The sequence below is a fragment of the Streptomyces sp. NPDC018031 genome (genome assembly GCF_044327625.1).
Classification (GTDB): domain Bacteria; phylum Actinomycetota; class Actinomycetes; order Streptomycetales; family Streptomycetaceae; genus Streptomyces.
The window spans coordinates 1-4,036 of the sequence record NZ_JBIRFT010000056.1; the positions used below are offsets into that span (position 1 = coordinate 1).

General features: G+C 76.7%; 1 protein-coding gene. It reads left to right on the top strand.

Going from position 1 to position 4,036, the window contains the following annotated elements:
* Window positions 1-4,036: SDR family NAD(P)-dependent oxidoreductase (locus tag ACH4B3_RS34170; RefSeq protein ID WP_398469673.1), on the top strand; the 4,036-nt coding region annotated here is incomplete at both ends.

The window sequence follows — 4,036 nt, forward strand, 5'->3', positions numbered from 1 at the left end:
TGCCGTTCTACTCCACGGTCGACAGCGCGCTCATCGACACCGCCGGGCTGGACGCCGCCTACTGGGTCCGCAACCTGCGCCAGACCGTCGAGTTCCACCAGGTCGTCGCCGACCTCATCGGACTGGGCCACCGGACGTTCATCGAGTGCAGCTCCCACCCGGTGCTCGCGCTGGCCGTCGGAGAGACCGCCGAGGGGGCCGGTGTCCCCGAGGTCGCGGCCGTCGGCTCGCTGCGCCGGGACGAGGGCGGCCCCGACCGGTTCGTCCGGTCACTCGCCGAGGCGTACGTCCGCGGGGTCGCCGTCGACTGGTCGCCGCTGCTGACCGGGGCGGGCCACGCCGACCTGCCCACCTACGCCTTCCAGCGCAGCCGCTACTGGCTGGAGGCGGGAGCCCCCGCCGGCGCGGCCGGGGACACCCCCCGGGACGCTTACGAGGAGCGGTTCTGGGCGGCCGTCGAGCGCGAGGACCTCCAGGACCTGACCGACGCGCTGGCCGTCGACGGCGAGCAGCCGCTCTCCTCCGTGCTGCCCGCCCTGTCCGCCTGGCGGCGACGGCAGCGCGAGCGCTCGGTCCTCGACTCCTGGCGCTACCGCGTCTCCTGGCAGCCACTGCCCACCTCTCCCGACGCCACCGTGCACGGCACCTGGCTGCTGCTGGTCCCCGGCACCGCCGACGGGCCGGAGGACACCGCCCGGACCGAGCCCGGCACGCACGCCTGGCCGGCCGCCGCCGCCCGGGCGCTGGAACGCGCCGGTGCCCGGGTGACCCGGGTACCCGTCGACGCCTCGGCCGACCGGCAGCAGGTCGCCCGGGCCCTGGGCGACGCCGTGCTGGACGGCGGGCCCGGGGAGCAGGGCACCGACCGGGGCCCGGCGGGCCTCCCGGTCACCGGCGTGCTCTCCCTCCTCGCGCTGGACGACACCCCGCACCCGGACCACCCCGAGCTGACCTCGGGCTGGGTGGGCACCCTCACCGTCCTCCAGGCGATGAGCGACATCGCGCTGGACGCCCCCCTGTGGTGCGCCACCCGGGGCGCGGTCTCCACCACCGACGCCGACCCGGTCACCCACCCCGAACACGCCCCCCTCTGGGGCCTGGGCCGGGTCGCGGCCCTGGAGTACCCGCAGCGCTGGGGCGGGGTGGTGGACCTGCCCGCCGACGCCGGTGAACGCGCCCAGCGGGCGCTGGCCACCGCCCTCGCCCCGGGTGCGGCCGGGGCCGGCGAGGACCAGGTCGCGGTGCGGCCGTCCGGCCTGTTCGCGGCCCGCCTGGTGCGCGCCGCCGACGACCGGCCCGCCACTCCCGCCTGGCGCCCCTCGGGCACCGTTCTCATCACCGGCGGCACCGGCGCGCTCGGCGCCCACGTGGCCCGCTGGCTGGCCCGCGGCGGCGCCGCACACCTGGTGCTCACCAGCCGCCGGGGCCCCGAGGCTCCCGGTGCCGCGGAGCTGACCGCCGAACTCACCGCGCTCGGCGCCGAGGTGACCGTCGCCGCCTGCGACGCGGCCGACCGGGAAGCCCTCGCCGCCGTCCTCGCGGACATCCCCGCCGACCGGCCGCTGACCGCGGTGTTCCACGCCGCCGGAGTCCTCGACGACACCATCGTGGACACCCTGACCGCCCGGCGGGCCGCGGACGTCGTCCGCCCCAAGGCGGCGGCCGCCCGCCACCTGCACGAACTGACGGCGGGCCTCGACCTCTCGGCGTTCGTCCTGTTCTCCTCCTTCGCCAGCGTCTTCCCGAGCATCGGGCAGGCCAACTACGCCGCGGCCAACACCTACCTGGACGCCCTCGCCGAGTACCGCCGCGCCCGGGGACTGCCCGCCACCTCGGTGATGTGGGGGTCCTGGGGCGGCGGCGGACTCGCCGACGGCGAGGTCGGCGAGCGGCTGCGCGCCGAGGGCGTGCCGCCGATGGACCCCGCGCAGGCCGTCGCCTCGCTGGAGCGGGCGATCGGAGCCGGCGACACCGTGCTGGGCGTCGTGGACATCGACTGGGCCAGGATCGCCCCGTCCGCCGTCGCCGTTCGCCCGTACCCGCTGATTACCGGCGTGCCCGAGGTCCGCCGCGCCATCGAGGCGGCGAACCCGGCCGCCGGGACCGCCGAGCGCACCGGCGACGAGGCGTCGGAGCTGGTGCGGCGTCTGACCGGGCTCTCCACGGCCGACCAGGACCGGGAACTGCTCGATCTGGTCCGCGGCCACGCGGGCGCCGCCCTCGGCCACACCGACCCGCAGGGCGTCGACCCCGACCGGGCGTTCAAGGACCTCGGGGTGGACTCCCTGATCGCGGTCGACCTGCGCAACCGGCTCAACGCCGCCACCGGGCTCCGGCTGCCGGCGACCCTGGTCTTCGACCACCCCACCCCGCTGGGCCTCGCCCGGCAGCTGCGCGAACACCTGCTGGGCGACGTCTCCGCCGCCGGGTCCCGGCCCGCCGTACGGGCCGCCGCCACCGACGAGCCGATCGCCATCATCGGCATGGCCTGCCGGATGCCGGGCGGTGCCGACTCCCCCGAGGAGCTGTGGCGGCTGATCGCCGACGGCCGGGACGCCATCTCCGACTTCCCCGACGACCGGGGCTGGGACGTGGACGGCCTGTACGACCCCGACCCGGAGGCGCCCGGCAAGACCTACGTCCGGGAGGGCGGCTTCCTGCACGACGCCGCCGGGTTCGACGCCGGGTTCTTCGGCATCTCGCCGCGCGAGGCGCTGGCCATGGACCCGCAGCAGCGGCTGATGCTGGAGACCTCCTGGGAGGCGCTGGAACGGGCCGGCATCGCGCCCGCCGCCCTCGCGGCCAGCCCGACCGGCGTGTTCGTCGGCGCGGGCCACCGCGGATACATCACCGGCCTGCGGGACCTGCCGGAAGGCGCCGAAGGCTATGTGATGACCGGCAACGCCTCCAGCGTGCTGTCCGGGCGGGTGTCGTACACCTTCGGCTTCGAAGGCCCCGCCGTGACGGTGGACACCGCCTGCTCCTCCTCGCTGGTGGCCCTGCACATGGCCGTACAGGCCCTGCGCAGCGGCGAGTGCACCCTGGCCCTGGCCGGCGGCGTCGCCGTGATGCCCAGCGCCGAGGTGTTCGTCGAGTTCAGCCGGCAGCGCGGACTCTCCCCGGACGGTCGCTGCAAGGCGTTCGCGGCCGGCGCCGACGGCACCGGCTGGGCCGAGGGCGTCGGCGTGCTGCTGGTCGAGCGGCTCTCCGACGCGCGGAAGAACGGGCACCAGGTCCTCGCCGTGGTCCGCGGCTCGGCGGTCAACCAGGACGGCGCCAGCAACGGACTCACCGCACCCAACGGCCCCTCCCAGCAGCGGGTCATCGAAGCCGCCCTCGCCAACGCCGGCCTGACCACGGCCGACGTGGACGCGGTGGAGGCGCACGGCACCGGCACCCCGCTCGGCGACCCGATCGAGGCCCAGGCGCTGCTGGCCACCTACGGCCGGGGCCGGGACGCCGACCGGCCGCTGTGGCTCGGCTCGGTCAAGTCCAACCTGGGCCACACCCAGGCCGCGGCCGGCGTCGCCGGGATCATCAAGATGGTCATGGCGATGCGCGAGGGCGTGCTGCCCAGGACCCTGCACGTCGACGAGCCCACCCCCGAGGTGGACTGGTCCGCCGGAGCGGTGTCCCTCCTCACCGAGGCCCGCCCCTGGGACCCGTCCGACGGCGCGGTGCGCCGTGCCGCGGTGTCCTCCTTCGGGGTCAGCGGCACCAACGCCCACGTGGTCATCGAGCAGGCCCCCCGGGAGGACACCGAGGCCGGGACGCCCGTGACCGCGACGCCGCTGCCGCTGGTGCCGTGGCCGCTGTCGGCACGCGGCGCCGAAGCCCTGCGCGGCCAGGCCGAACGGCTGCTGGCCCACCTCCAGGACCGCCCCGACCTGGCCCCGGCCGCCGTCGGCGCGGCCCTGGCCGCCTCCCGTGCGGGGTTGGACCAGCGTGCGGTGGTGCTGGGTGCGGATCGTGCGGAGTTGCTGGCGGGTCTGGCGGAGCTGGCGGACGGGGTGTCGTCGGCGGGTGTGGTGTCCGG